The organism is Variovorax sp. AC194 (genome assembly GCF_979257995.1).
Genome location: NZ_OZ409823.1, coordinates 2441645 through 2465092 on the forward strand (window position 1 = coordinate 2441645; position 23448 = coordinate 2465092).

Consider the following 23448-nt stretch of genomic DNA (forward strand, 5'->3'; position numbering starts at 1 on the left):
CGAGCGGGCGATTTTCCGCCAGCGCGGCCGGCTCGCGCCCGGCCGGGTTTTTCAACACAATGGGCCGATGGGTGAACGCCTCTTTCTCCGGCTCGACGACGACCCGCTGCACGGGCCCGAATCGGGCGTGCCCGCCGGCACGCTGCGCGCGGTGCCGGTGAGCGCGGCGCTGCGCCCGCATGTCTCGCACATCCTGTTGTACCGCGAGACCTTCGCCGCGGGGCACGAGGTGCACGAGCGCGTGCTGCCCGATGGCGCGGTGCGCCTGGTCTTCAATCTGGGCGAGGCGCCTTCCGCGGGCGATGGCGCGGGGCTTCCCGTGGAGGCGATCGGCGCTTCCGTCGCGCCGGTCGTGGTGCGCATGCGCGACAAGGTGGAGGGCGTGTCCGTCACGCTGCGGCCCGGCGCGGCGGCCGCGCTGCTGGGCCTGCCCGCCGGCGAGATCGCGGGGCAGGCCGTGCACCTGGACCAACTCTGGCAAGGCGGTGCGGCCGAACTGCTGGCGCGCATGGCCGAGGCGCCCGACGATGCCGCGCGCGCTGCGCTGCTTCAGTCCGCGCTGGAGCGCCGCTTGCTCGAAAGCCGCGGCATCGCGCACCACGCCGCGATGCACGCGGCCCGCCTCATTGCGGGGTCGGGCGGTCGCAAACCCTTGCGTGACGTGGCGGCGGCCGTCGGCGTCGGCGAGCGGCGGCTGCAGCAGCTCTTCCATGCGCATGTCGGGCTGTCGCCGCGCGCCTGGGCGCGATTGGCGCGGCTGCACGAGTGCCTCCGCGCGCTGCGATTGCAGCCCGCGCCGGCCTGGGCCGACGTGGCGGTGGAGAGCGGCTTCTACGACCAGTCGCACCTGGTCAACGAATTCCGCGCGCTCTGCGGCGTCACGCCGACCGAGTTCATGGGCCATGCGATTTCGGGTTCTTCCAAGACGCCCGGCTGAGCGCGCACTATCTTCGTCGGCGTTCAAACCAAGGAGCACCGGATGACGCAGAACGAGAACACGAGCCGCCCGCTGAAGGATTGCGTGGCGGTGGTCACGGGGGCCAGCCGCGGCGCGGGGCGCGGCATCGCGATGGAGCTGGGCGCGGCCGGCGCCACGGTGTACGTGACCGGCCGCAGCACGCGCGCGCAGCCCGCCGACACCTATGGGCAGTTGCAGGCCCTGTCCGATATGCCGGAGGTGCCCGGCAGCATCGACGACACCGCCGACGAAGTCACGCGCATGGGCGGGCGCGGCATCGCGGTGCGCTGCGACCACACCCGCGAAGAAGACGTGAAGGCGCTCTTCGCGCAAGTCGAGCGCGAGGCCGGCCGCATCGACCTGCTCGTGAACAACGCGTGGGGCGGCCACGAGACCTTCAACGGCGTGTTCGACGCGCCCTTCTGGGAGCACCCGCTCGCCAACTGGGATTCGATGTTCGACCGCGGCGTGCGCAACCACCTCGTGGCCAGCCGCATCGCCGCGCCGCTGATGGTGTGCGCCGGGCGCGGCCTGATCGTGACCACCACCTTCTGGGACCGCGGCCACTACATGAAGGGCAACCTCTTCTACGACCTCGCGAAAGCCTCGATGACGCGGCTGGCCTTCGGCATGGCGCAGGATCTCAAGCCGCACGGCGTGGCCTCCGTCGCCGTGTCGCCGGGCTGGATGCGCACCGAATTCGTGCTGGCCGGTCACAAGACCGACGAGGCGCACTGGCAGGAGCGGCCCGCACTGGCGAACACCGAATCGCCGCGCTACCTCGGCCGCGCGGTGGCCGCGTTGGCAGGTGATTCGCAGGTGCTGGAGAAAACGGGTGAAGTGCTGCGCGTGGCCGACCTGGCGAAGACCTACGGCTTCACCGACATCGACGGCCGGCAGGTGAAGGCCTTCGAGATGTAGGACGGCGCGCCCCTGCGATTCGCGAACTGTTCGGACCGGGGCAGGGCGGCTACGGGCACAGCATGGACTGACAGGAGGCAACATCCCCATGTCTTTCCAAGCCCAACTTCAACCTGCCGGACAACTTGCAAGCGCCAACCCCGTGCGCCTGCCCAACGAGAGCGCCGCCTATCGCGAGGCACGCACCGCGCTGCTGGCCGAAGAGATCGAACTGCGCCGGCACTGCGAGCGCGTCGCCGAGCAGCGGCGCCAATTGCCGCCGGGCGGCGAAGTGCCCGAGGACTACGCGTTCCAGGGACCGAATGGCCCCGTGAAGCTCTCCGGACTCTTCGGCAAGCACGACACGCTGATCACCTACAACTGGATGTACGGCCCCCAGCGCGAGCGGCCGTGCCCCATGTGCACGTCGCTCCTGAGCGCCTACGACGGCGAGATGCCCGACATCCTGCAGCGCGTGGCCTTCGCGGTGATCGCCACTTCGCCGATCGAGCGGATGCGCGCCTTCGCCGTGGAGCGCGGCTGGCGCCACCTGCCGCTCTACTCATCGGCCGGCAACCATTTCAACCGCGACTACGCCGACGAGACGCCCGACAGCGGCGACAACGCGGCGTTCAACGTGTTTCACCGCAGCGGCGGCACCATCCGCCATTTCTGGGCCGCCGAGATGGGTGCAGGCAGCGCGGACCCGGGGCAGGACCCGCGCGGCGCACCGGACCCGATGCCGATCTGGAACCTGCTGGACATGACGCCCGAGGGCCGCGGCAAGGACTGGTATCCGAAGCTGAGCTACTGACCACTCTTTGGGGTGGGGTTGCAGCAAGTGCAACCTTGTTGCGATTGATCCCTATAATGCAATGCTGTTGCATCTATGGATTGCGCTCCCATGCCCCATCGCCTCCCCGTCACCGTCCTGTCCGGCTTCCTCGGCGCGGGCAAGACCACCTTGCTCAACCACATCCTGCACAACCGCGAGGGTCGACGCGTGGCGGTCATCGTCAACGACATGAGCGAGGTCAACATCGACGCGGCGCTCGTGCGTGACGGCGGCGCCAAGCTCTCGCGCACCGAAGAGAAACTGGTCGAGATGAGCAACGGCTGCATCTGCTGCACGCTGCGCGAAGACCTGCTCATCGAGGTGAACCGCCTCGCGAAAGAGGGGCGCTTCGACCAGCTGGTGATCGAGTCCACCGGCATCTCAGAGCCGCTCCCCGTGGCCGAGACCTTCACCTTCGCAGGCGAGGACGGCAAGAGCCTGGCCGACGTGGCGCGGCTGGACACGATGGTGACGGTGGTCGATGCCTTCAACTTCCTGCGCGACTACGGCTCGCCCGACAGCCTGGGCCAGCGCGGCCAGTCGCTCGGTGACGAGGACACGCGCACGGTGGTGGACTTGCTGATCGAGCAGATCGAGTTCTGCGACGTGCTGGTGGTCAACAAGACCGACCTCGTCACCGCCGAAGAGCGCGAGCGGCTGATGGCGATCTTGCAGAGCTTGAATCCGCGAGCGCGCATCGAGGCGTCGCAGTTCGGCCGCGTCGCGCTCGACCGCGTGCTCGACACGGGGCTCTTCGATTTCGAGCAGGCCGAGCAGGCGCCGGGTTGGCTCGCCGAGCTGCGCGGCGAGCACGTGCCCGAGAGCGAGGCCTACGGCATCCGCAGCTTCGTCTACCGCTCGCGGCTGCCGTTCCATCCGAAGCGCTTCTGGGACCTGGTGCAAGGCGAGTGGGAGGGCGTGGTGCGCTCCAAGGGTTTCTTCTGGCTCGCGAGCCGCGCCACGCGCGCGGGCTCGTGGTCGCAGGCCGGCGGTGCCTGCCGCTACGGCGCGGCGGGGTTCTGGTGGGCGGCCGTGCCGCGCGAGCACTGGCCGACCGAGCCGGAGGCGCTGGAGACGATCCACAAGAACTGGGACGCGGCCACCGGCGATGCGCGGCAGGAGCTGGTGCTGATCGGCATCGGCATGGACGAAGCCGCGCTGCGTGCGCGGCTGGATGCGTGCCTGCTCACGGACAACGAGATGCGCTTCGGCCCCTCGTGGTGGCAGAACCTGCCCGATCCGTTCCCGTCCTGGAACGTCTAGAAAACGGCATTGCGGGAAACGCCGCGGAACCGGCTTTGCCGGGCCGCGGGCGTTACCCCCGGGAAGGGGGTTGGCGAAGCGACACGAAGTGCGCGAAGACTGGGGGAGAGCCCTTTTATCGGGCGCAGTCGCCGCAGGTGCCGTGCAAGGTGAGCGCGGTGTGGCGGGTGTCGATGCCTTGCTTGCGCAGCGCCTTGCCGAGCCGGCCCATCACCTTGGGCAGTTCGGGGTCCGAAGGCAGCGCCAGCACCTTGTGGCACTGGTCGCATTCGAAGGTGTTGCCCGAGGCGGCTTCGACGTGCCGCGCGAAGCGGTTGACGCGGTCGGCGCCCACGCGGCGGTCGCACAGGCCCGCTTCGACGAGGCGGTCGAGCACGCGATAGATGGTCACGCGGTCGGGGGCTTCACCCGTGGCGGTGGTGTAGGCCGCGGCCACTTCCTCGTGCGTCAGGGGCTGGGAGGTGTGCTTGAGCAGCTCCAGCACGGTCTGGGCGGCGCGGGTCACGCGCAGGCCGCTTTCGCGCAGCAGGGTCTCACTGTCGAAGGCGGCGAGCGGGGGCTTCGGGTGCGGTGTCGGGGTCTTCATGGGAAACGCCATTGTGTTGCATCCCCGGGGCTCGTGTGTAACGCAAGGCCAAAATCGCCCGCCAGGCATGCCAGATAATCGGCCGCATTCCAGACCACCGGACGGCACGAACAGCATGGACACAGAGCGCGGCGGCGACGCACTCAGCCACGTGCTTGCGACGTACAGGTCCGAGCGGGCGGTCACGGCGCGCTTCTCGCTCTCCGCGCCATGGGCGCTGCATTCGAGCGGCGTCGCCGGCCCGCTGATCCGCATGTGCACTGGCGCCCCGTACTGGATCGCAGTGGACGGCGCCGCGCCGGTGGCCGTCGCGCCCCACGACATCGCGATGCTGCCGCAGGGCGGCGCGCACACCGTGTCGTCCGCGCCGGGTCTCGAGGCCGAGCCGTTTCGCGATCTCATCACCGCGCACTCGGTCGGCCGGCATGGCGACCACCCGATCGTGTTCTCGCACGGCGGCGGCGGTGCGGCGACCGCGTTGTTCTCATTGCACCTGTGGATGCCCGCGGAGGGCCTCGGCTCCATCATGGCCAGCCTGCCGCCGTTGATCGTGCTGCGGCAGGATGAGATTCCCACCACCGCGTCGCTCGCGCAGGCGATGGAATCGCTGGTGAACGAAACCATCGCGCAGCGCCCGGGCTGGCAGCTGTCGGCGGCGCGCATGGCTGACCTGCTGCTGGTGCACATCCTCTGCGAGCACCTGTACGCGCAGCCCCAGGCCGACCAGGCGCAGCAGGCCGGCCAGCTGCGCGGCCTGGACGACGAGAGCATCGCGCGCGCGATGTCGCTGATGCACGAGCGGCCCGAGCACCCGTGGTCGGTGGCCACGCTGGCGCAGGCGAGCTATCTCTCGCGCACCATCTTCAGCGAGCGCTTTCGCGCGCTGGTCGGCGTGACGCCCATGCACTACCTGGGCTCCTACCGCATGACGCTCGCGGCCGAGAGGCTCAAGAACCGGCAGCTGAGCCTGCACCAGGTGGCCGAGGCGGTGGGCTATGCGTCGGAAAAGGCGTTCTCGCGCGCCTTCCAGCGCTGGACGGGCATGACGCCCAGCGCGTATGTGCGTCAGGCTGCGCCCAATAGCGATAGCCAGGACCGTTCACGCTGAGCTTGTCGAAGCGCAGCGCAAGGCTTCGACAAGCTCAGCCCGAACGGTTTGCGGCGATCCGCATGAGTTGCCGCACCGGACGATCGGTGCCCAAATCCGGCGTGCCGGAGGTTGAGGCGGCCGCAGGCGCGTCGAACAATCGGCGCATGCCCATCCAACGCCACCGAGTCATCCCCGACGTCCGCAACCCAGCGCTCGAAAACTCCCTCGTGAAGTCGATCGCCACCGGCGACAACCGGCAGCGCGAAGCCACGGTGAAGAACACCGACGGCGAGCCGCTGCTGCAGTTCGAGGGCCAGAGCAATCCGTACCTGGAGCACCAGCGCAACGACCTGCTGCTGAGCATCCAGCACCTGCGCAGCGAAGGCCACGACGAGATGGTCTTCCTGTGCATCACGCACTGCAAGGAGCTGACCTTCAAGGCCATTCATTACGAGCTGGTCAACATGCAGGCGCGCATCCGCGCCGACGACGTGGCCGGCGCGCTGCAGCTGGTGCCGCGGGTGCGCGCGCTGCTGGAGTTTCTGGGCAAGACCTGGGACGTGCTCTCCACCATCACGCCGCACGAGTTCAACCAGTTTCGCAACACGCTGGGTATCGCCTCGGGGCAGCAGTCGTACATGTACCGGCATGTGGAGTTCATCCTGGGCAACAAGTCGGTGCCGCTCGCGCGTGCGCATGCGAACAACCCCGACGTGTGGCCCGGCATGGAACGCGCGCTGAATTCGCCGAGCCTCTACGACGACGTGCTCGCGCTGCTGCACCGGCGCGACATCGCGGTGCCGGCCGAGGCGCTCGCGCGCGACTGGTCCGCGCCCTATGTGGTGAACCCGGGCGTCGAGGCCGCGTGGCTCTGGGTCTACGGCGACCCGACGCCGGAGAACGATCTCTATCGCCTCGGCGAAGCGCTGATGGACATCGCCGACGTGTTCTCGCAATACCGCTGGCGGCACTTCGTGTCGGTCGAACGCATCCTCGGCTTCAAGCCGGGCACGGGCGGCTCGGCCGGCGTGGGGTGGCTGCGCAGCGTGGTCGACCACCGGTTCTTTCCGGAGCTGTGGTCTGTGCGAACGCAACTCTGAGGCGCCCGTTCATGACTGTCACACACAAGGTACTGATCGTCGGCGCAGGCATCGCGGGCTGCTCGGCCGCCATCGCGCTGGCCGACAAGGGCATGCAGGTCACGCTGGTCGAAAAGCAGCCCGAATGGCGCTTCCAGAGCTCGGGCATCTTCATCTACAGCAACGGGCTGGAGGCGCTGCGCAGCGTCGGGGTGCTGCCGCAGATCCTCGATGCGGGCTTCGGCATCGCGGACGGGCGCAACGTCTACCTCGACCACCACGGCGCGCCGATCGTCGATGTGTTCTATCCGCGCTCGCATGGCGGCGCGGTGCCGGTCCTGGGCATCAAGCGCGCGGAGATGCACCGCATCCTCGCGGGCCGGCTCGGTGCGCTCGGCGTCGAGATCCGGCTCGCGACGACGGTGGCGACGATCCATTCGCCCGCCGGCAGCGATCACGCGGAGGTCACGTTCTCCGATGGATCGGTGCAGCGCTTCGACCTCGTCGTCGGCGCCGATGGCATCCGCTCGCAGGTCCGCGAGGCCGTGTGCGGACCCGTCGCACCGCGCTACACGGGCTTCGGCGTCTGGCGCAGCGTGCACGCACGGCCGCGCGCGCTGGACGCGAAGGTCATGATGATGGGCATCGGCAAGCGCCTGGGCATCATGCCGATCAGCGACGACAGGCTCTACATCTTCGGCACGGTGAGCGAGCCTGCGGACCGCTGGTATCCGAGGGAGCAATGGCCCGCGTTGATGCGCGCGCGGTTCGCGGAATTCGGCGGGCCGGCGCGACAGTTTCTCGATGAGCTCTCCGCGGATTCGGAAGTGCTCTACACCGCCGTCGAGGAAGTGCAGGCCCCGTTGCCCTGGCACGCGGGCCGCGTGCTGCTGATCGGCGATGCGGCGCACGCCTCGACGCCGTTCATGGGGCAGGGCGGCGCGATGGCGGTGGAAGACGCCGTGGTGCTCGCTGAAATGCTCGCGGCGCACGGCATCGGCGAACAGACCCTGAAGGCCTTCGGCGAGCGCCGCTTTCCGATGTGCCGCTTCGTGCAGGAGGCTTCCCGCAAGGTCGGCGAGGCGGGCGCCGTGGAAGACGCCGCGAGCTGCGCGCGCCGCAACGCGGCGATGCGGCAGACGGCCCAGCAGCAGGTCGATGGCTTCTATCGCGAACTCGATGCGCTGCGTGCCATGCCGGCGTAGAGACACCGCTTATGCCCGGATGCAGCTAAGCATCTGACGAAAGGGTCGTTCGCGCGAAGGCGGGCACGCGACAGAATCGCGCGCTTTGTCTTTTGCAACCGAAAGTCTTCCATGCGCGTCCACCCCTCGCTGAAAAAACCGTTCCTCGCACTGTGGGCCGGTGCGCTGTTCTCGCTGGGCGCACAGGCGCAGCAACCGCCCGCGGCCTATCCGTCGAAGGCCGTGCACATCACGGTCGCCAACACGCCCGGCAGTTCGCCCGACGTGCTCGCGCGCTATCTGTCGCAGCGCCTGTCAGAGCAATGGAAGCAGCCCGTGGTGGTCGACAACCGCGCCGGGGCTGCGGGCATCCTGGCGGCCGATGGGCTCGCGAAGGCCCCGGCCGACGGTTATTCGCTGCTGGTGGGGGCCGACGGGCCGATCACCATCCTCCCCAATCTCCAGGCCGGCCTGCCGTACGACGCGCGACGCGACCTGGTGCCGGTGGTGTCGCTCGGGCAGATCGATTTCGTGCTGGTCGCGAATCCGAAGACGGGCTTTCGCACCGTGGCCGATTTCGTGCGCGCCGCCAAGGCGCAGCCCGGGCGCATCAACTACGCCTCGGCGGGCAACGGCAGTCCGCAGCAGCTGAGCATGGAACTGCTCAAGCAGAAGACCGGCATCTACGTCACCCACATTCCGTACCGCGGCGGACCGCTGGGCATGCAGGACGTGATCGCGGGGCAGGTGGACGTGATGTTCATCGCCGTCGGCCCCGCGCTGCCGCACATCCGCACCGGCAAGCTGGTCGCGCTGGGCACCAGCGGCGAGAAGCGCCATGCGCTGCTGCCCGAAGTGCCGACCGTCGCCGAGACCTACGCGGGCTACCGCTCGGGCACTTGGTTCGGCCTGTTCGCGCCGGCCCGCACGCCGCAGCCGGTGCTCGATGCCATTGCGGCCGAGGCCGGGCGCATCGTGCAGACGCCCGCGGCACGCGCCGATCTCGCGGTGCAGGGCATCGAGGCCACGGGCTTTGCGCAGCGACAGTTCCAGCAGCAGGTGTCGGCCGAGTACGAGCGCTATGCGCAGATCGTGAAGGCCACGGGCATCAAGGCCGAGTAGCGTCGAAGAGGGCCGAATAGGGCCGTCGATCAGCGAAACGACCGGGACAGCGCCTTGGCGAAATCCGCGACATCGTCGTCGCGGCACACCTCGGCGGCGATCGGCGCGTGGCCGCCCGCCACGGCGACCAACGCCATCGCCTTCTTCGGGCAGAGGCCCAGGCACGTCGACTGCACGACGCGAAGGCGCCCCGGCACATGCACCAGGTCGCGCTTGAGTTCCTTGCGGACCTGCCGGGCCTTGAGTTTGGTGGGGCCGTCGCTGCGCTCTTCGCAGTCGCCGCAGACCAGCACGACGCCGGAGAGCTTGGTTTCGACCAGGGGAGGGGAATGGCTCACGCGTTGCGTTCCTTTTTTCTTTCCTTTTGTTTCAGCCCATCTTGGGCGCCAAGGCGCGCCGCGCACGTCAGCCGACTGCCCGAATGCGCTAAGGTGCGGCCATTCGCGTTCCTGAATACCTTTGCCCGACCACCACGTCCCGACCACCATGTCCCGACTCCCCATCGAAATCGAAACCGCCCCGAACCCCACCGCCACGGTGATCCTGATGCACGGCCTGGGCGCCGATGGCAACGACTTCGTGCCGATCGCCAGCGAGCTGGACCTCTCCAGCGTCGGACCGGTGCGCTTCGTGTTCCCCAATGCGCCGGTGATTCCGGTGACCCTGAACAACGGCTACCAGATGCCGGCCTGGTTCGACATCGCCGGCCCCGATTTCAACGTGCAGGAAGACGCCACGGGCCTGCGCCGCTCGCAGGCCACCATCGAGGCGCTGATCTCCAACGAAAAGGCCCGCGGCATCCCCGCGAACCGCATCGTGGTGGCCGGCTTCTCGCAGGGGTGCGCGATGGCGCTGCTCACGGGGCTGCGCCACACCGAGCGCCTGGCCGGCATCGTCGGCCTCTCGGGCTGGCTGCCGCTGGCGGCCAGCACCGCCGCCGAGCGCCATGCGGCCAACCACGAGACGCCGGTGTTCCTCGGCCACGGCCGGCAGGACCCGATGGTGCCCCTCGCACGGGCCGCGCAATCGCGCGACGCGCTCGCCGCCCTGGGCTACACCGTCGAGTGGCACGAGTACGCGATGGCGCACTCGGTCTGCATGGAGGAGGTGGCCGACCTGAACGATTTCCTGCGGCGCGTGCTGGGCTGAAGAGAGCCACGGGCCGCTGCGGCAACCCACGAGACGGACAGAGAAGATAGACAGAGAAGGAGACCGCCATGATCCTCGTCATCGGACACGCCCTCGCCAAGCCCGACACCTTGCAGGCGATGTTGGCCATCAGCGTGGAGCACGTGCTGCGCTCACGCGCCGAGCCCGGCTGCATCTCGCACGAAGTCACCACCGACGTGCAGGCGCCGCTGCGGCTGACCTTCGTGGAGCGCTGGAGCGACATGCCCGCGCTGCAGGCGCACTTTCGCGTCGATGCCTCGCGCGCCTTCGGCAAGGCGCTCGCGGCGATGGCCGATGGCACGCCGGAGATCCACGTCTACCAGTCCGACGAGATCGATCTGCGGGCGGGCCGCGCCTAGCCCGAATCTTTCACTACAAAACAGGCCTCTGGCCCCCACGGTGCCTATGCAGGGAGCTATCAAAAAAATAGCGGGCGGACGCCTAGCCGGAAACGGGATTCCCTGCGCAAGCAGTGCCCGCGCGCCCGTGCTACCTTCCAGCCCCTCAGAAGATTGATGGGTCATAACAATATGAGCAACAGATTGCAGGAGAGGCTGGGTGCCCTTTCAGCCGCACGCCTGACAGGCATGCGCCGCGGCATCGAGAAGGAAAGCCTGCGCGCGCTGCCCGACGGCAAGCTCGCGCTGACGCCGCATCCGTTGGCGCTGGGCTCGGCGCTCACGCATCCGCACATCACGACCGACTTCAGCGAATCGCAGCTCGAGCTCATCACGGGCGTGCACGCCGGCGTCGAATCGGCGCTTGAGGAATTGACCCGCGTCCACCAGTTCACCTACCGCGTGCTCGACCAGCTGGGCGACGAGCGCCTGTGGGTCTCCAGCATGCCCTGCGGCCTGCCGACCGACGAGACCATTCCCATCGGGCGCTATGGCTCATCGAACGTGGGCCGCGCCAAGAGCGTCTACCGCATGGGCCTGAGCCACCGCTACGGCCGCCGCATGCAGACCATCTCGGGCATCCACTACAACTGGTCGCTGCCCGACGTGTCGAGCGAACAGTACTTCGCGCTGATCCGCAATTTCCGCCGCCACGCCTTCCTCCTGCTGTACCTGTTCGGCGCCTCGCCGGCCTTGTGTTCGAGCTTCGTCGCGGGCCGCCCGCACGAGCTGCAGCCGCTGGGCGACGGCAGCATGTTCATGCCGCACGGCACCTCGCTGCGCATGGGGCGCCTGGGCTACCAGAGCGATGCGCAGGCCTCGCTGGCGGTGAGCTACAACAGCCTGGACGGCTACGGCGCCTCGCTGCAGGACGCGCTCACCCGCCCCTGGCCGGGCTACGAGGCCATCGGCATCCGCAACCTGGGCGGCGACTACAACCAGCTGGGCACGAGCCTGCTGCAGATCGAGAACGAGTTCTACGGCACCATCCGCCCCAAGCGCGTGATCAACCCCGGCGAGCGCCCGCTGCATGCGCTGCGCGAGCGCGGCGTCGAGTATGTCGAGGTGCGCCTGATGGACCTCGATCCCTTCGAGACGGTCGGCATCAACGCGCAGACGATGCGCTTCATCGATGTCTTCCTCCTGCACTGCCTCCTGAGCGACAGCCCCGACGACACCCCCGAGGAAATCGCCGACCTCGCGCGCAACCAGCACCTGACCGCCGCGCGCGGCCGCGAGCCGGGCCTGCGCTTGTCGCGCGGCGGCAGCGAAGTGACGCTGACCGACTGGGGCATCGAACTGGTCGAAGAGTGCCTGCCGATCGCCGCCGCGCTCGACGCGGCGCAGGGCGGCACGCACCACACCGACGCGGTGAAGGCCGCCAAGGCCGCGCTGCGCAATCCCGACAGCCTGCCCTCGGCCCGGGTGCTCGCGGCCGTCGAGCAGCAGCACGGCAACTCGTTCATCGGCTTCGTGCGCGCCCAGTCGGAGCAGACCCGCGCCGCGCTGCTGGCCCTGCCGTTCTCGCCCGAGCAGCAGGCCGGCTTCGAGCGCATGACCGCCGAGTCGATCCAGGAGCAAAAGCGCATCGAGGCGGCCGACACCATGCCCTTCGAGATCTACCGCGAGCAGTACGTCTCGCCCGCGCGGCTGGGCATCGCCCGTGGCCGCATGGCGGTCGCCGCCTAGGGCCGCTGGGCAAGCCGGCGATCTAGAAGATCGCCACCGGATTGATGTTCACCTGCGTCGAGCCGGTGTACAGCGGCTGGCCCAGCACGAACAGGAACTCGCACACGCTCTCGCGCAGCAGCGCGCGGGTGTCGATCAGTTCGAGGTTGTAGATGCCGTGCTTGGCCAGCATGAACTGGTTGACGGGGAATTCTTCCCCGCTGGTGCCGGGGTAGATTTCAGACGCCCAGGTGTCGCCGCCGAAGGCCACGATCTGCCGCTCGGCGAGCCAGCGCGCGGCTTCCATGCCGATGCCGGGCTCGGCCTCGAGAAAGCGCTTGTCGTCCTTGCCGATCAGTTCGAGCCAGCCGGTGTTGAACAGCACGACATCGCCTTTTCTCAGCGCGAGGCCGGCCTTCTTCAGCACGGCTTCGATGTCCGCGACGGTGAACTCCGTGGTCTCCGCAACGATCGCCTGCTTGTAGTGCGCGGCCATGTCCAGCACCACGCCCCGCGTGACCAGCGGCGGCACCTTCTCGATGCCCAGCTTCGTCACGCCCTCGATGGTCACGAAATCGGCCGCCTTGTTGCCGTTGTAGTAGACGTTGTCGATGCCGATGTGGCCGATGCCGTTGAGCTGCGTGCCCACGCCCGTCCAGCCCTCCACCAGCTCGTCGTTGAAGGTGAACTTGTTGGGCCCGGTCGACAGGCCCGCCTGCTGCCCTGGCTGGACATTGAAGAGCTTGAAGCTGCGATGGCGAAACGCCGGCGTCTTCCGGTTGACCTCGACCGCGAGCGGCAAGGCCTTGCCCTTCTTGACCAGCCTGATGGCCTGCAACAACACGTCGGGCGTCAGCAGGTTCGCCGCGCCGATCTCGTCGTCCTTGCCGTACGCGGATGGATACCAGCGCGCGTCTTGTTCAGTCGTTTTCATAGGAGGCTTTCCAGGTTGTTCCCGGGACGGATGCCGGGCGGTTGAATCCCACGGTATCGAAGCTCCTCCGCCGGGCCTGTAGGACGGCGGCAGGAAGGCGGCTTTTTACTTTCCCTTGCGGCCTGCCGGCGTCGGCGCATCGGCTGCGATGAGCTTCTCTGCGCGCATCTCGTCCCAGAAGGCCGCGGGAATCACCGCGGCCAGCGCCGCCTGGTCTTCGGCGATGCGCTCGGGGCGGCTCGCACCGGGAATCACAGCGGCCACCGCCGGGTTGGCCAGCGAGAACTGCAGCGCGGCGGCCTTGATGCCGACCGAGTGGCGATCGGCCACGGCCTTGATGCGCTCGACCTTGGCGATGATCTCCGGCGATGCCTTCTGGTACTCGAAGTGCGTACCGCCGGCCAGGATGCCGGAGCTGTAAGGGCCGCCCACGACGATGTCCACGTTCTGCCTGGCGGCGGCGGGCATCAGGCGCTGCAGGGCGCGCTCGTGGTCCAGCAGCGTGTAGCGGCCGGCCAAGAGGAACCCATCGGGCTTCGCTTCGGCGAGGTCCAGCGTCAGCTCGCACGGCTCCACGCGGTTGACCCCGAGGCCCCAGGCCTTGATCACGCCTTCCTCGCGCAGGCGCGTCAGCACGCGGAAGGCTCCCTTGCGGGCGATTTCGAACTGCGCGAGCCATTCGTCGCCGTAGAAGTCCTGCGCAATGTCGTGCACCCAGACGATGTCCAGCCGGTCGGTGTTCAGGCGCTTCAAGCTGTCCTCGATCGAGCGCAGGGTCGCGTCCGCCGAGTAGTCGTTGACCAGCTTGTTCGGCCGGCCGAACTCGAAGAGCCCGCCTTTTTCGCCGAGGTCGCGCGCGGTGGTCTCCTCGGTTTCGTCCAGCACGAGGCGGCCGACCTTGGTGCTCAGCACGTAGTCGTCGCGCCGGTGTTTCGCCAGCGCCGCGCCGAGGCGGATCTCGGCCAGGCCCGCGCCGTAGAAAGGCGCCGTGTCGAAGTAGCGGATGCCGTGGGCCCACGCCGCATCGACGGTGGCGAGGGCTTCGGCCTCGGGGATGTTGCGGAACATGTTGCCAACGGGGCGGTTCCGAAGCCCAGGAGGCCGGGGAGTTTGTCCTTGATGCTCATGAAAGAAAGTCCTTGGTGGGTAATCGATGGCTTCACTGTAGGTTTCGCGGTTGAGTCTGTCCAAGACATAATTCGTCATACTTGAGTCTTCACGGGTCTTAAATGCTGGACATCCGCCAACTCCACTACTTCGTCGCCGTCGCGGAAGACGAGCACGTCGGCCGCGCCGCCGAGCGGCTGCATATCTCGCAGTCGCCGCTGAGCCGGCAGATCGCGCAGCTCGAAGAGCGGCTCGGGCTCGTGCTGTTCGAGCGCAGCCAGCAGCGCATTCGCCTCACGGCCGACGGCCGCACCTTTCTCGCGGAGGCGCGCGCGCTGCTCACGCACGCCAACCGCCTGGAATCGCTCGCGCGCCGGCTGGGGCGCGGCGACGAAGGGGGCCTGTGCATCGGCTACATCGAGAACGCGATGCACGCCGGCGTGCTGCCCGATGCGCTGCGCACCCTGCGCGCGACGCGGCCGGCGGTGCACGTCGCGCTCTACAACCTGAAGTCGGCGGACCAGTTGGAGGGCCTGCGCCAGCGCAGCCTGGATGTCGCGCTGGTGTGCGAGCCGCCGCCCGCGAACGATCCGGACCTCAAGGGCGCGCAGCTGATGAGCGATCCGATGCTGCTGGCGCTGCCCGATGCGCATCCGCTGGCCTCGGCAGCAAAGCTGACACCGGCCGCGCTCGGAAAGCTCGAATGGATCGCCGTGCAGCAGAAGGAGGGCGCGCTCACGCACGACGGTTTCGTGGCCGCCTGCGCGAAGGCGGGCTTTACGCCGAACATCTCGATGGAGGCCACCGAGCCGCTCACCGCGCTGGGGCTGGTGGCCGCGGGCCTGGGCGTGGCCATGGTGCAGAGCAGCCTGCGCCACCATGCGCCGGCCGGCGTGGTGCTGCGCGAGTTGCCATGGTTCACCTACCGCACGCCGCTGTGGGCGGCCTGGCACAACGTCAACCTGCGGCCGCTGGTGGAGGTCTTTCGCCTGACGTTGCTGGAGGGCGTGCGGCTGGAGGGTGCGGCTCGCTAGCGATCTGCTGGATCGCCGATGCCTTGCGTCGCGCCGTCCGCAGACGACACAGGCGCTGGCCGATGGCCTACAGGCATTGGCCTGCATCGCCCACCGCGCATGGGAACCGCGCTGCGAGGATGAGCGTCATGCACCGCGCAAACACCAACGCCAACTCCAACATCGTTTCTTCGGTTTCACCATGACATTCAAGGCCTACCTCGTCGAGGACAGTCCCGTGATCCGCGAGAACCTCGTCGGATTTCTCGAGGACGTGGCCGACGCGCAGGTCGTGGCCTCCGCCAGCACCGAGGAAGAAGCCGTGAACTGGCTGCGCCAGCACCGCGACGACTGGGACCTGACCATCGTCGACCTGTTCCTGCAGCGGGGCAACGGGCTGGGCGTGATCAACGCCTGCCGCAACCGCTCGGCGCACCAGAAGGTGGTGGTGCTGAGCAACTACGCCACGGCCGACATGCGCGATCGCTCGACGCAACTCGGCGCCGACGCCTTCTTCGACAAGTCGGCCGAACTCGACCAGCTGGTGGCGTACTGCGCCACCATGCAGCCGTCGCACGGGTGACTGGGGCCGCGCGTCTGCCGGGGCGCCGGGCCGCTTTTCTGGGGTAAAACGCCACGCTGCCGCGCAGCGGCAAGCTGGAACACCCCTGCCGTGCAGCGGCAAGGCCGGAACATCCCCAACGAACGCAGCCAAGAGAAACACCCATGAGCAGCAGCAACACCATCGACTTCAAGGGCCGCGTGGCCATCGTGACCGGCGCGGGCGGGGGCCTCGGCCGCCAGCATGCGCTGGCCCTGGCTGCACGCGGCGCCAAGGTGGTGGTCAATGACTTGGGCGCCGCGCGCGACGGCTCCGGCGGCTCGGTCAGCGCCGCGCAGGCGGTGGTCGACGAGATCGTCGCGGCCGGCGGCGAGGCCATCGCCAACGGCGCATCGGTGACCGACTTCGAGGCCGTGCAGGCCATGGTGCAGCAGGCGGTGGACGCCTGGGGCCGCGTCGACATCCTGGTGAACAACGCCGGCATCCTGCGCGACAAGAGCTTCGCCAAGATGGAGATCGCCGATTTCAAGCTGGTGGTCGACGTGCACCTGATGGGCGCGGTGAACTGCACCAAGGCGGTCTGGGCGCGCATGAACGAACAGAAGTACGGCCGCATCGTGATGACCACCTCGTCCTCGGGCCTGTACGGCAACTTCGGCCAGAGCAACTACGGCGCCGCCAAGCTCGCGCTCGTGGGCCTCATGCAAACGCTGAGCATCGAGGGCGCCAAGAACGACATCCGCGTGAATTGCCTCGCGCCCACCGCCGCCACCCGCATGACCGAGGACCTGTTCCCCAAGGAGATGCTCGAGGCCTTCCAGCCCGACGCGGTGGTGCCCGCGATGCTGGTGCTGGCCGCCGAGGGCGCGCCCAACCGCACGGTGCTGTGCGCAGGTGCCGGCGTGTTCGAGGCGGCGCACATCACGCTCACGCAGGGCGTGTGGCTGGGCAACGGCCCGGACGCCGCCGAGCAACTGGCCGCGCGGCTGGCCGAGGTGACCTCTCGCGAGGGCGAGACCGTGCCGCAGGCCGGCACCGCGCAGGGCAGCAACGAAGTCGCCAAGGCCATGGCGAACGCCAGAAGAGGCTGAGCGGGCGACCCTGTTCATGGCGCTTGACCTAGAGCGCACTCGAGCATTTCCAATGAATTCACCGGGACTTCCGGTTCATTCAATTGCCAAGGAAAAAGCCATGAACACGATCGACAACAAGGCCCTGGTCCAGCACATCCATGCGGAGCTGGACAAGGGCAACGGCCAGGCCTTCATCGACAGCCTGGCCGACGACGCCAACTGGACATTGGAGGGCACCACGCCCTGGTCGCGCACCTACGCGGGCAAGGCGGCCATTCGCGAGGAGCTGATCGCGCCGCTCTTCGCGCAGTTCGCCGCGCCCTACGTGAGCAAGACCGAGCGCATCATCGCCGAGGGCGACCGGGTGGTGGTGCTGTTCAGCGGCGACGTGCCGACCAAGGCCGGCAAGCGCTACAACAACCGCTACTGCTACGTCTACCGACTCGAAGGAGGCAAGGTGAAAGAGCTGACCGAGTACTTCGACACCGCACTGGTCCAGGAGGCGCTCCAGGCGCCGCCGGTCGCCGCGCATGCCGGCTAGCGCGCCCGCAGTACCTGCAGCACCGGCAGCACCCGCGGCACCGGTCGTGAAGGGCACGCCTTTCCACATCGGCGAGCTGGCCACCCGCACCGGCCGCACGGTGCACGCGATCCGCTGGTACGAGACGCAGGGCCTCGTGCCCGGCGTGGCGCGCGACGACGGCGGCCGGCGCCTCTACGGCGAGCTGCACGTCGGCTGGCTCGACCTGATGGAACGCCTGCGCCGCACCGGCATGTCGATCGCCGAGATGCGCCAATACACCGCGCTCGCGCTGCAAGGCAAGGCCACGCTGCAGCAGCGCCGCGACATGCTCGCCGCGCACCGCCAGCGCGTGACCGAGACCATCGCCGATTGGAAGAGGGCGCTCACGCTGGTCGATCGCAAGATCGATTTCTACGATGCGTGGATGGCGAGCGGCCATCGGCCGCCGCTGATTCCCGCGGACACGCCGCGCGCCGCACCACTCAAGCGGCGCAAGACGCGCTGAACGCGGCCGCTATTCCGCGACGAAGCCGCTGTCCTTGCGGATCGAATCGCGGTCGCGGTGGTTGTTCAGGCGCCCCAGCGTGCTGTCGAGCAGGCGCTTGAGCTTGTCGGACGCGCCGCGGAAGGCCTCGTCCATCGTGTTGCCGTGCTGCGTGACGGCCAGCGGCTGGTGGTGGGCAAGGCGCGCTTCCATCACGCAGCGCTTGTCGCCGCCACCGGCCTTGTCGTGGTTCTCGTCGCTCAGATGCACCTCGATGCGCGTCACGTCCGCGACGAAACGGCTCAGTTGCTGCTTGATTTCTGTGTCGGCCCAGCGTTCCAGCGTGTCCTTGTTCTCGATACCGTTGCTCGTGTTGACCTGAATCTGCATGCAATGCCTCTCTCTGCTGGATGGATGAACGAAAGCCCACTGTGCGCCCTGAAGCGCCGTGCCGTGCGTAGGTCTATTCCCTACCCACGCGACGGGCAGGGTCCGCAATGCGGCGGTCTTCCCCGGTTCCGGGGCGTCAGCTCTGGATGTAGCTGGTCAGCTGGGTGATCGTCTGCTCGTGCTCGCTGATGATGTCGTCCATCAGGTCCTGGATCGAGATCATGCCCACCACCTTGTCGCCATCGACCACCGGCAGGTGGCGGAACTTGCGCTGGCTCATCAGCGCCATGCAGGCGCGGGTGCGGGTTTGCGGTGTGACGGTCATCACATCGGGCGTCATGATCTCCGAGACCTTCATCTCCTTGGAGTTCTTGCCCTGCAGCGCGACCTTGCGGGTGTAGTCGCGTTCGGAGAGAAAGCCCACCAGCTTCTCGCCGTCCATCACCATGAGCGCGCCGACCTCGAAGCGGGCCAGCGTGGCCAACGCATCGAACACGCTGGTGTCGGGCGCCGTGCGCCAGGCGGCGGAGTCGTGGCGCTTGAGCAGTTCGGAGACGGGTTTCATCGCGGTCACTCCATCAAAAGGGTTTCGATTCGACCGACGCCGCTGGCGCCGCACTCGGTCAAATCATAGGGGCGTACAAGGCCCCCGCGATGCAAAACCCTCTAGGGGATTGCGCGTGTCCCGCACGCGCGAGAACTTAAGGTGTCGCGGCCAGCACGCGGCTGAGCGCCACGGGGTCGCCCACCACGGCCTTCACGAGGCCCTTGTCGTCGAAGTTGACCTGGTACTCCGACCAGCGGTCGCGCCAGTAACGCCACGTGGTGGCGTCCAGGCTCGGGTTCTCGCCGGCGATGGGGTAGCCGATGGCCATCAGGACCTGCTCGCGCGTCATGCCGGGCATCACCTTGCCGGCGCGGATCGCGGTGCTCACCGCGGGCGGGAAGGCGGCCATCTTCTGCTTCGGATCTTCGGTGACCACGTAGCGCCTGGCGAAGTCGATCAGCGGGATGTTGCGGCTGTAGTCGTTCTTGATGCGCTGGGGCTTGCCCGCCAGATCGAGGTTGAAGAAGCGGAAGTCGTAGGCCGTGATGCGTGCCGGTGTGCCCACGGCCACGATGCTGGTGCCCTGCTCGTCGTAGTTGATGTCGCTGATCGAATCGCCGTAGGTGCGCATGTTGCAGCACAGGTAGCCGTTGATCAGCGGGCCGGGCGGCGGCGAAGGGCGCTGGGCGTGGACGACGGACACGGGCACGACGGTGGCTGCCAGCACGGCGGCAGCGGCAAGGCGCTTGAACATGGATTTCCCTCGGTGTTGTTGGAATGGCTGCGGGGCGCAGCGCGCGGATTCTAGGGGCGATGCCGGGGCGGGCGAAGGCAGAATAGGGTTTACAGCTATGGAAAAGATAGCGTCGGCGAGCCGTTCAGGTTCCCGGGCCACAATGCCCGTCCGGCCCGCGGGCCGGCCCCCCCTTCAAACCCTTCCAGACAGCGCGACAGAAAGAGCATCCATCGATGGCGATCCAGTGGTTCCCCGGGCACATGTACACGACCCAGAAGGCCATCACCGAGCGGGTGAAGGACATCGACGTGGTCATCGAGCTGCTCGACGCGCGCCTGCCCGGCTCCAGCGCCAACCCGATGCTGGCCGAGCTCACGGCCGGCCGGCCCACGCTCAAGGTGCTCAACAAGCAGGACCTGGCAGACCCCGCGCGCACCGCGCTCTGGCTCGCGCACTACAACGCGCTGCCCGCCACGCGCGCCATCGGTCTGGATGCGAGCCTGACCACGCCCGCGCAGCAGATCGTCAAGGCCTGCCACGAACTCTCGCCCAACCGCGGCGGCATGGCCAAGCCGATGCGCGTGCTGATCTGCGGCATTCCGAACGTGGGCAAGTCCACCCTCATCAACACGCTGACCGGCGGGCGCAAGGCCAAGACCGGCGACGAGGCCGGCATCACCAAGCTGGAGCAGCGCATCACGCTGGCCGACGACTTCTATTTGTGGGACACGCCCGGCATGCTGTGGCCGCGCATCGTGGTGCCCAAGAGCGGCTACAACCTGGCGGCCAGCGGGGCGGTGGGGCGCAATGCCTTCGATGAGGAAGAGGTGGCGCTCGAGTTGCTCAACTACCTGAAGACGCACTATGCGACGGGCATCGCCGAGCGCTTCAAGCTGGTCGAGCTCGATGCCCAGACCATCGCCGGCATGAAGGACGAGGACGTGCTCGACACCATCGGCCGCAAGCGCGGCGCGCTGCTGGGCAAGGGCCGCGTCAATCTGCAGAAGGCGGCGGAAATCGTGATGCACGAATTCCGCGCCGGCAACCTCGGGCGCATCACGCTGGAGACGCCCGAGGAGTTCGCGCAGTGGCTGGCCGAAGGGCAGCGCATCGATGCGGAGCGCGCGGCCAAGAAGGCGGCGCGCGGCAAGAAGCGCAAGTCCGGCGACGAGCCCGCGGCTGCGGATTGAATGGGCATCGGGGCCGTCGGCTTGCTGCTGGCCAACGGCGAGGTCGCGAAGGTCGTCGGCCAGGTTCGACTTCTGAATGTGCGCGCTCAGCGCATCTGCAGGCGCGCGTCCTTCGGGTAGCTGATGGTGTAGTCGGCCGCCACGCGCGCGGTCTTGCCGGCGTCGAGGTCGAAGCTCCACATCGCGAGGCCCGGCTGCTTGTTCCACGCGAGCTCGCCCGGCTGCGGCGAGAACTGCGAGGCGACGCGCACCTGCTCGTCCACCGAGACCGGCGCCGCCTCGAGCACCTGCACCGCGATGGGCGTGCGGTGGCGGTTCTCGACCACGTAGGCGCGCTGCACCTTGCGCTCGGCGCGCGTGCCGGCGAAGCCGCCCGTGCCCTGGTTGTCGCGCTCGGGCTCGGCCTGCACGCGCACCAGTTCGTCGCGGCCAAAAGAGAGCGTCAGGCGCGCATCGCTCGGCGCTGTCCACTGGCCGCTGCCGACGAAATTGCCGTCGCGGTAGAGCTGCATCGGGCCGGCCGGCCACACGCCCGTGGGCTGCGAGAGATCGGCGACGAGGAAGGCGCTTGGGTCCACGCGCGGACTCGTGCGCGAGGCGAGCCTGGCCGTGTCCTCGTACTGGCCGAGCGCCATCGTCACGCGTTGGCCATTGGAGGGCACGTCGATGCTTTGCGGCACGGAGAATTCGGTGGCGAAGCTGTTGTCGAACACGCTCACGTCGAACAGCGGTGCGCGGCGTTCCATGGCCGACTCCTTGGCGATGGGCGCCATGGCCGAAGCAGCCGGTGCCGCCGGATAGGCCATGTCGGCGCGGGCACGTTGCGGCTGCGGTGGCGGCTCGATGCCGATGCGCCATGCGCCCGGCATGCGGCCCGTGGTTTCGCGGCGTGGCTGGCCGGTGGAGAGCACCAGCTTCACGCCGCGCCAGTCTTCGCCCGTGGCCTGTGCGACCAGCGCCTGGCGTTCGATGCGCACCTTGCGCGTGGTGGTGTCGAGCAGCGCGCGGTAGGTGGGCGTCCAGCCGGGGCCGTTGACCTGGTAGCTGAGCTTCACCTCGGCATCGGCGCTGGCCGCCAGTGTGACGGTCACGGCCACCACCTGCGCGCCGTTGCCCTGCGAGCGCGTGCGCTCGGCGAGCAGCGGGTTGAGCTGGCGGTCGATGTCGCCCTGCCTGCGTGTGAGCTGGTGTTGTTTCAGCAATGAGTCCTGCCCCGTGCGGCGCATCGCGTCGGTCATCGCGGCGAGGTTGCGCGCATCCATCGACGCGCGGGCGCCCTGGGGCGAATCGCCGCCGGAGAGCCCCTTGAGGTAGCCCGTCACCATGCCCAGCGCATCGCTCTCGGCCTGCAGCGCGGCCTTCTGGTCCTCGAGTTCGCGGATGCGGCCGTCGAGTGCGCTGGTCGCGCAGCGCGCCGAGAGCTCGCGCTGCTCGGCGAGCACCGAGGTCTCGCCGACGCGCACCGACGCATCGGCCGACACCTGCAGGCTCTGCACGTCCAGCCCGGCCGGCAGGCACGCAAAGGTGACCGAGCGGCTGCCCGCCGCGACGCGCGCCACGCGCTCCACGGTGGCGCTGCCGGGGTACACCTTGACCTGGGTGATGCGCGAGTCGGCCGGGGCCGCGGCCTGCGTCTGTGCATGCGCGCTGGCGTTCAGCACGAGCCAGGTGGCCGCGACGGCGGTGGCGCGCAAGAGGAGGGCGGGGGAGGGTGCGTTCATGACGGGCCTTCGGATGAGTGAGATCAATGGATCGGTCTGCACTCATACGGACGGGCGCGCGCAGCGGGGTTAAGCCGCCCGAAATTCTTTGAACGGCGGTCGGTGCTGTCGCCAATGCAACCGCGCGCGCCTCGGCGGTCGCGCGCGCGACGACGCGCGGCGGTGGCTTTTCCTAGAGTGGGTCCGCGCGCACCCCCACCTCTTGCCTCCACCCTTTTTCATCGAAGGAGCTCCTCATGCTCGACACCATTCAAGCCATCAACAAGACCGCCGCGTTCAACCGCTGGGCCGGCATCGAAGTCACCAGCGCCGCCAACGGCGAGGCCGAGCTGCGCATGCGCTGGCGCGCGGAAGACATGGGCCAGTACGCCGGCTTTCTTCACGCGGGAATGATCGCCGCGCTGCTCGACACGGTGAGCGGCTATGCGGCCGCCACCGTCGCGGGCCGGGTGCTGGCCTCGCACTTCTCGGTCAACTGCATCTCGCCTGCGATAGGCCAGGTGTTCGTGGCGCGGGGCCGCGTGGTGAAGGCTGGGCGCAAGCAAGTGTTCGCCGCGGCCGAGCTCTATGCCGAAGACGAAGCGGGCGCGCAGAAGCTGGTCGCGACCGGCAACGCCATCCTCGTTCCGGTCGCGGAAACACCGGACAACGTACCCAAGATGTAACGCCGGGCGGACCGCACGCGCGGCGGCGCCGAACCGTTCGTTAGAGCTTCCCGATTACTCCGGGCGCAGCCGCGCACCCGCGCACCCGCGCCCCCGAGGCGCGATGCCGCGCAACCCACGCCGCATGGGAATACGACGTTAAGACCTCATTGCGCCTAGTTCAGAACACACGCTGACGCAATAAGACAACGAGTCTTTTACTGAGTTGACACTTTGAAGTAAACGCTTAGAGACAAACGTAAAGCAACTG

At 68.3% G+C, this 23448-nt stretch carries 25 protein-coding genes and 1 pseudogene; 18 read left to right on the forward strand and 8 right to left on the reverse strand.

Annotation, left to right across the window (positions count from 1 at the left end):
- The first annotated feature begins 67 nt into the window (after window positions 1-67).
- The 4 genes from ACZYRS_RS11855 (at window position 68) to zigA (ending at window position 3956) form a co-directional block, all read left to right on the forward strand.
- Window positions 68-937: a helix-turn-helix transcriptional regulator gene (locus ACZYRS_RS11855; RefSeq protein WP_463419421.1), complete on the forward strand. Its 870-nt coding sequence runs from the start codon at window positions 68-70 to the stop codon at window positions 935-937.
- 42 nt (window positions 938-979) lie between these two features.
- Window positions 980-1879 (forward strand): SDR family oxidoreductase, encoded by a 900-nt coding sequence (locus ACZYRS_RS11860; RefSeq protein WP_198787238.1) that lies wholly within the window; start codon window positions 980-982, stop codon window positions 1877-1879.
- Window positions 1880-1967: 88 nt separating this feature from the next.
- Window positions 1968-2672 (forward strand): DUF899 family protein, encoded by a 705-nt coding sequence (locus ACZYRS_RS11865; protein WP_463419422.1) that lies wholly within the window; start codon window positions 1968-1970, stop codon window positions 2670-2672.
- 90 nt (window positions 2673-2762) lie between these two features.
- A complete protein-coding gene (gene zigA, locus ACZYRS_RS11870) occupies window positions 2763-3956 on the forward strand; it encodes a zinc metallochaperone GTPase ZigA (protein WP_463419423.1) in 1194 nt (397 codons plus the stop codon).
- Window positions 3957-4071: 115 nt separating this feature from the next.
- On the opposite strand, the gene ACZYRS_RS11875 is transcribed toward zigA, so the two are convergent.
- Window positions 4072-4542 carry a Fur family transcriptional regulator gene (locus ACZYRS_RS11875; protein WP_198787241.1) on the reverse strand — a complete coding sequence of 157 codons (471 nt, stop codon included), beginning with the start codon at window positions 4540-4542 and terminating at the stop codon, window positions 4072-4074.
- A 115-nt stretch (window positions 4543-4657) separates the two neighbouring features.
- Between ACZYRS_RS11875 and ACZYRS_RS11880 the strand changes: the two genes are divergently transcribed.
- The 4 genes from ACZYRS_RS11880 (at window position 4658) to ACZYRS_RS11895 (ending at window position 9017) form a co-directional block, all read left to right on the forward strand.
- On the forward strand, window positions 4658-5650 hold the full coding sequence (locus ACZYRS_RS11880) for an AraC family transcriptional regulator (RefSeq protein WP_463419424.1): 993 nt from the start codon (window positions 4658-4660) through the stop codon (window positions 5648-5650).
- Window positions 5651-5796: 146 nt separating this feature from the next.
- Complete coding sequence (locus ACZYRS_RS11885) at window positions 5797-6732, forward strand: tryptophan 2,3-dioxygenase (protein ID WP_198787243.1); 936 nt, start codon at window positions 5797-5799, stop codon at window positions 6730-6732.
- 11 nt (window positions 6733-6743) lie between these two features.
- On the forward strand, window positions 6744-7916 hold the full coding sequence (locus tag ACZYRS_RS11890; RefSeq protein WP_463419425.1) for an FAD-dependent oxidoreductase: 1173 nt from the start codon (window positions 6744-6746) through the stop codon (window positions 7914-7916).
- A 111-nt stretch (window positions 7917-8027) separates the two neighbouring features.
- Window positions 8028-9017 carry a Bug family tripartite tricarboxylate transporter substrate binding protein gene (locus tag ACZYRS_RS11895; protein WP_463419426.1) on the forward strand — a complete coding sequence of 330 codons (990 nt, stop codon included), beginning with the start codon at window positions 8028-8030 and terminating at the stop codon, window positions 9015-9017.
- 29 nt (window positions 9018-9046) lie between these two features.
- Here ACZYRS_RS11895 and ACZYRS_RS11900 read toward each other — a convergent pair whose 3' ends face one another.
- On the reverse strand, window positions 9047-9355 hold the full coding sequence (locus ACZYRS_RS11900; protein ID WP_463419427.1) for a hypothetical protein: 309 nt from the start codon (window positions 9353-9355) through the stop codon (window positions 9047-9049).
- 148 nt (window positions 9356-9503) lie between these two features.
- Here ACZYRS_RS11900 and ACZYRS_RS11905 point away from each other — a divergent pair, with 148 nt between their 5' ends.
- The 3 genes from ACZYRS_RS11905 to gshA all read left to right on the forward strand — a co-directional run bounded on the left by ACZYRS_RS11905 (window position 9504) and on the right by gshA (window position 12274).
- Window positions 9504-10166 (forward strand): alpha/beta hydrolase, encoded by a 663-nt coding sequence (locus ACZYRS_RS11905; RefSeq protein ID WP_463419428.1) that lies wholly within the window; start codon window positions 9504-9506, stop codon window positions 10164-10166.
- A 68-nt stretch (window positions 10167-10234) separates the two neighbouring features.
- On the forward strand, window positions 10235-10546 hold the full coding sequence (locus ACZYRS_RS11910; protein WP_198787248.1) for a putative quinol monooxygenase: 312 nt from the start codon (window positions 10235-10237) through the stop codon (window positions 10544-10546).
- Window positions 10547-10717: 171 nt separating this feature from the next.
- Window positions 10718-12274, forward strand: a complete 1557-nt coding sequence (gshA, locus tag ACZYRS_RS11915) for a glutamate--cysteine ligase (RefSeq protein WP_198787249.1) — start codon at window positions 10718-10720, stop codon at window positions 12272-12274.
- Between the two features lie 22 nt (window positions 12275-12296).
- Here the strand turns inward: gshA and ACZYRS_RS11920 are convergent, their stop codons facing one another.
- Both ACZYRS_RS11920 and ACZYRS_RS11925 read right to left on the reverse strand, forming a co-directional pair.
- On the reverse strand, window positions 12297-13187 hold the full coding sequence (locus ACZYRS_RS11920; RefSeq protein ID WP_463419429.1) for a cyclase family protein: 891 nt from the start codon (window positions 13185-13187) through the stop codon (window positions 12297-12299).
- A gap of 105 nt (window positions 13188-13292) precedes the next feature.
- A pseudogene (locus tag ACZYRS_RS11925) lies at window positions 13293-14314 on the reverse strand (aldo/keto reductase).
- Window positions 14315-14416: 102 nt separating this feature from the next.
- Between ACZYRS_RS11925 and ACZYRS_RS11930 the strand changes: the two are divergent.
- The 5 genes from ACZYRS_RS11930 to ACZYRS_RS11950 all read left to right on the forward strand — a co-directional run bounded on the left by ACZYRS_RS11930 (window position 14417) and on the right by ACZYRS_RS11950 (window position 17970).
- Entirely contained in the window at window positions 14417-15328 is a 912-nt protein-coding gene (locus ACZYRS_RS11930; protein ID WP_463419430.1) for a LysR family transcriptional regulator, read from the forward strand.
- Between the two features lie 181 nt (window positions 15329-15509).
- Window positions 15510-15890 carry a response regulator gene (locus ACZYRS_RS11935; protein ID WP_463419431.1) on the forward strand — a complete coding sequence of 127 codons (381 nt, stop codon included), beginning with the start codon at window positions 15510-15512 and terminating at the stop codon, window positions 15888-15890.
- Window positions 15891-16033: 143 nt separating this feature from the next.
- Window positions 16034-16960: an SDR family NAD(P)-dependent oxidoreductase gene (locus tag ACZYRS_RS11940; protein ID WP_463419432.1), complete on the forward strand. Its 927-nt coding sequence runs from the start codon at window positions 16034-16036 to the stop codon at window positions 16958-16960.
- A gap of 100 nt (window positions 16961-17060) precedes the next feature.
- Entirely contained in the window at window positions 17061-17483 is a 423-nt protein-coding gene (locus ACZYRS_RS11945; RefSeq protein ID WP_463419433.1) for a nuclear transport factor 2 family protein, read from the forward strand.
- On the forward strand, window positions 17473-17970 hold the full coding sequence (locus ACZYRS_RS11950) for a MerR family transcriptional regulator (protein ID WP_463419434.1): 498 nt from the start codon (window positions 17473-17475) through the stop codon (window positions 17968-17970). The genes ACZYRS_RS11945 and ACZYRS_RS11950 overlap by 11 nt, the downstream gene beginning before the upstream one ends.
- Window positions 17971-17979: 9 nt before the next feature.
- Here the strand turns inward: ACZYRS_RS11950 and ACZYRS_RS11955 are convergent, their stop codons facing one another.
- The 3 genes from ACZYRS_RS11955 to bamE form a co-directional block, all read right to left on the reverse strand.
- On the reverse strand, window positions 17980-18339 hold the full coding sequence (locus ACZYRS_RS11955) for an HPF/RaiA family ribosome-associated protein (protein ID WP_198787257.1): 360 nt from the start codon (window positions 18337-18339) through the stop codon (window positions 17980-17982).
- A 136-nt stretch (window positions 18340-18475) separates the two neighbouring features.
- On the reverse strand, window positions 18476-18904 hold the full coding sequence (locus tag ACZYRS_RS11960) for a CBS domain-containing protein (RefSeq protein WP_042581711.1): 429 nt from the start codon (window positions 18902-18904) through the stop codon (window positions 18476-18478).
- 136 nt (window positions 18905-19040) lie between these two features.
- The gene (gene bamE / locus ACZYRS_RS11965) at window positions 19041-19640 is read right to left on the reverse strand and encodes an outer membrane protein assembly factor BamE domain-containing protein (protein ID WP_463419435.1); all 600 of its coding nucleotides are present in this window, start codon (window positions 19638-19640) and stop codon (window positions 19041-19043) included.
- Between the two features lie 215 nt (window positions 19641-19855).
- Here bamE and ylqF point away from each other — a divergent pair, with 215 nt between their 5' ends.
- Window positions 19856-20812, forward strand: coding sequence for a ribosome biogenesis GTPase YlqF (gene ylqF / locus ACZYRS_RS11970; protein WP_198787259.1), 957 nt, complete (start codon window positions 19856-19858; stop codon window positions 20810-20812).
- Window positions 20813-20898: 86 nt separating this feature from the next.
- Here ylqF and ACZYRS_RS11975 read toward each other — a convergent pair whose 3' ends face one another.
- Window positions 20899-22533, reverse strand: a complete 1635-nt coding sequence (locus ACZYRS_RS11975; RefSeq protein ID WP_463419436.1) for a DUF4139 domain-containing protein — start codon at window positions 22531-22533, stop codon at window positions 20899-20901.
- A 236-nt stretch (window positions 22534-22769) separates the two neighbouring features.
- Between ACZYRS_RS11975 and ACZYRS_RS11980 the strand changes: the two genes are divergently transcribed.
- Window positions 22770-23198 (forward strand): PaaI family thioesterase, encoded by a 429-nt coding sequence (locus ACZYRS_RS11980; protein WP_463419437.1) that lies wholly within the window; start codon window positions 22770-22772, stop codon window positions 23196-23198.
- Window positions 23199-23448 lie beyond the last annotated feature (250 nt).

Excerpts from the sequence above, each read along its gene's own strand:
- ACZYRS_RS11885 (WP_198787243.1), top strand. The coding sequence starts at position 5,797 with ATGCCCATCCAACGCCACCGAGTCATCCCCGACGTCCGCAACCCAGCG.
- ACZYRS_RS11905 (WP_463419428.1), top strand. The coding sequence starts at position 9,504 with ATGTCCCGACTCCCCATCGAAATCGAAACCGCCCCGAACCCCACCGCC.
- ACZYRS_RS11955 (WP_198787257.1), bottom strand. The coding sequence starts at position 18,339 with ATGCAGATTCAGGTCAACACGAGCAACGGTATCGAGAACAAGGACACG.
- ACZYRS_RS11890 (WP_463419425.1), top strand. The coding sequence starts at position 6,744 with ATGACTGTCACACACAAGGTACTGATCGTCGGCGCAGGCATCGCGGGC.
- ACZYRS_RS11950 (WP_463419434.1), top strand. The coding sequence starts at position 17,473 with ATGCCGGCTAGCGCGCCCGCAGTACCTGCAGCACCGGCAGCACCCGCG.
- ACZYRS_RS11895 (WP_463419426.1), top strand. The coding sequence starts at position 8,028 with ATGCGCGTCCACCCCTCGCTGAAAAAACCGTTCCTCGCACTGTGGGCC.
- ACZYRS_RS11880 (WP_463419424.1), top strand. The coding sequence starts at position 4,658 with ATGGACACAGAGCGCGGCGGCGACGCACTCAGCCACGTGCTTGCGACG.
- ACZYRS_RS11930 (WP_463419430.1), top strand. The coding sequence starts at position 14,417 with ATGCTGGACATCCGCCAACTCCACTACTTCGTCGCCGTCGCGGAAGAC.
- zigA (WP_463419423.1), top strand. The coding sequence starts at position 2,763 with ATGCCCCATCGCCTCCCCGTCACCGTCCTGTCCGGCTTCCTCGGCGCG.
- ACZYRS_RS11980 (WP_463419437.1), top strand. The coding sequence starts at position 22,770 with ATGCTCGACACCATTCAAGCCATCAACAAGACCGCCGCGTTCAACCGC.
- gshA (WP_198787249.1), top strand. The coding sequence starts at position 10,718 with ATGAGCAACAGATTGCAGGAGAGGCTGGGTGCCCTTTCAGCCGCACGC.
- ACZYRS_RS11865 (WP_463419422.1), top strand. The coding sequence starts at position 1,968 with ATGTCTTTCCAAGCCCAACTTCAACCTGCCGGACAACTTGCAAGCGCC.
- ACZYRS_RS11920 (WP_463419429.1), bottom strand. The coding sequence starts at position 13,187 with ATGAAAACGACTGAACAAGACGCGCGCTGGTATCCATCCGCGTACGGC.
- ACZYRS_RS11910 (WP_198787248.1), top strand. The coding sequence starts at position 10,235 with ATGATCCTCGTCATCGGACACGCCCTCGCCAAGCCCGACACCTTGCAG.
- ACZYRS_RS11855 (WP_463419421.1), top strand. The coding sequence starts at position 68 with ATGGGTGAACGCCTCTTTCTCCGGCTCGACGACGACCCGCTGCACGGG.
- ACZYRS_RS11875 (WP_198787241.1), bottom strand. The coding sequence starts at position 4,542 with ATGAAGACCCCGACACCGCACCCGAAGCCCCCGCTCGCCGCCTTCGAC.
- ACZYRS_RS11960 (WP_042581711.1), bottom strand. The coding sequence starts at position 18,904 with ATGAAACCCGTCTCCGAACTGCTCAAGCGCCACGACTCCGCCGCCTGG.
- ACZYRS_RS11945 (WP_463419433.1), top strand. The coding sequence starts at position 17,061 with ATGAACACGATCGACAACAAGGCCCTGGTCCAGCACATCCATGCGGAG.
- ACZYRS_RS11940 (WP_463419432.1), top strand. The coding sequence starts at position 16,034 with ATGAGCAGCAGCAACACCATCGACTTCAAGGGCCGCGTGGCCATCGTG.
- ACZYRS_RS11935 (WP_463419431.1), top strand. The coding sequence starts at position 15,510 with ATGACATTCAAGGCCTACCTCGTCGAGGACAGTCCCGTGATCCGCGAG.
- ACZYRS_RS11860 (WP_198787238.1), top strand. The coding sequence starts at position 980 with ATGACGCAGAACGAGAACACGAGCCGCCCGCTGAAGGATTGCGTGGCG.
- ACZYRS_RS11975 (WP_463419436.1), bottom strand. The coding sequence starts at position 22,533 with ATGAACGCACCCTCCCCCGCCCTCCTCTTGCGCGCCACCGCCGTCGCG.
- bamE (WP_463419435.1), bottom strand. The coding sequence starts at position 19,640 with ATGTTCAAGCGCCTTGCCGCTGCCGCCGTGCTGGCAGCCACCGTCGTG.
- ylqF (WP_198787259.1), top strand. The coding sequence starts at position 19,856 with ATGGCGATCCAGTGGTTCCCCGGGCACATGTACACGACCCAGAAGGCC.